1 protein-coding gene is annotated in these 342 nt (G+C 52.9%); it reads left to right on the top strand.

Annotated features, from left to right (window positions below; translation table 11 throughout):
- On the top strand, positions 1–164 hold a 164-nt coding region (locus E0D98_RS26210; RefSeq protein WP_131891598.1), incomplete at its 5' end, for an inovirus-type Gp2 protein.
- Positions 165–342: the final 178 nt, after the last annotated feature.

The following is a 342-nucleotide window of genomic DNA, read 5'->3' as shown; positions in this document are numbered from 1 at the left end:
GTTATGACACGCTGGCACATTTTCCTGACAAGCCAGCGGTGTGGCTGGAACGCGATGATGAAACCGGCTTTCAGCAGGTGCTGGAACGTTCTGGCTATCTGGCGAAGGAGCATACCAAAGCTCGCGGCACCGGTGAGCGCAATTTTGGCTGTAGCCGGAGTTGAACACGACAGGCGCACCAATACCCGGCAAACCAAAAGTATGGGTTGTTGTCTGGCGGCAACGATGTATCCACTCGCCCACTGACTGTTTTTTACGTCAGTGGGCCATTGTGTGACAACCACAGTGCTGTAACAGCAACCAGCCTGCTTTACCCAAACTCCAGTCCAGATTTTAACTGAA

Source organism: Escherichia sp. KCJ4928, from assembly GCF_004352695.1.
Classification (GTDB): Bacteria; Pseudomonadota; Gammaproteobacteria; order Enterobacterales; family Enterobacteriaceae; genus ECMA0423.
This window is presented reverse-complemented; position numbering and strand designations above follow the sequence as displayed.